This window comes from Kineococcus glutinatus, from assembly GCF_039542765.1.
Taxonomy (GTDB): Bacteria; Actinomycetota; Actinomycetes; order Actinomycetales; family Kineococcaceae; genus Kineococcus_A; species Kineococcus_A glutinatus.
The window spans coordinates 1-733 of the sequence record NZ_BAABIL010000918.1 but is presented as its reverse complement, the minus strand read 5'-3'; the positions used below and the strand labels follow the sequence as shown (position 1 = coordinate 733).

Sequence of the window (733 nt, the reverse complement as noted above, 5' to 3'; positions counted from 1 at the left end):
CGGCGGCGGGCTGCGCGAGGGCCGGGTCGGTGGCGGGGTCGGCGGCGAGCACCTCGGGTGCCTCCAGCTCGGCGAGCACCGCGTCCACCTCCGCCGCGTCCGGCAGGAAGGGCGCCAGCGGCGGCAGCTCGTCGAGGCTGCCCAGGCCCATCCGGTGCAGGAACTCCGGGGTGGTGCGGTACAGCGTCGCACCGGACGTCGCCTCGACGCCGGCCTCGCTCACCAGCCCCCGCGTCAGCAGCGTGCGCATCACGCCGTCCACGCTCACCCCCCGCACCGCCGAGACGCGCGCGCGGCTCACCGGCTGGCGGTAGGCCACGATGGCCAGCGTCTCCAGCGCGGCCTGCGTCAGCTTCGCGGTCTGCCCGTCCAGCAGGAACGCCTCCACGACACCGGAGTGTTCCGGGCGGGAGAACATCCGCCACCCCCCGGCGACCTCGCGCAGCTCGAAGCCGCGGCCGTCGTCGGAGTACTCCCCCGCCAGCTCCCGCAGGGCGGCCTCGACGACGACCTCGTCAGCGCCCGCGGCGCGCGCCAGCGCGGCGGCGCCCACCGGCTCGTCGGCCACCATGAGCACCGCCTCCAGGGCCGGGCGCAGCGCCGCGACCTCCGCGGCCCGCTCCGCCGCGGCCTCCTGCTCCGCCGTCGGCTCCTGCGCCGACACCGGGTTCTGCTCCAGCGCCGGGTCCTGCTCCAGCGCCGGGTCCTGCTGATCCGTCGTGCTCACGCCTCG

At 77.4% G+C, this 733-nt stretch carries 1 protein-coding gene; it reads right to left on the bottom strand.

Going from position 1 to position 733, the window contains the following annotated elements; translation table 11 throughout:
- A partial coding sequence (scpB, locus tag ABEB16_RS22555) for an SMC-Scp complex subunit ScpB (protein ID WP_425560299.1) occupies window positions 1-727 on the bottom strand: 727 nt, incomplete at its 3' end.
- Window positions 728-733: the final 6 nt, after the last annotated feature.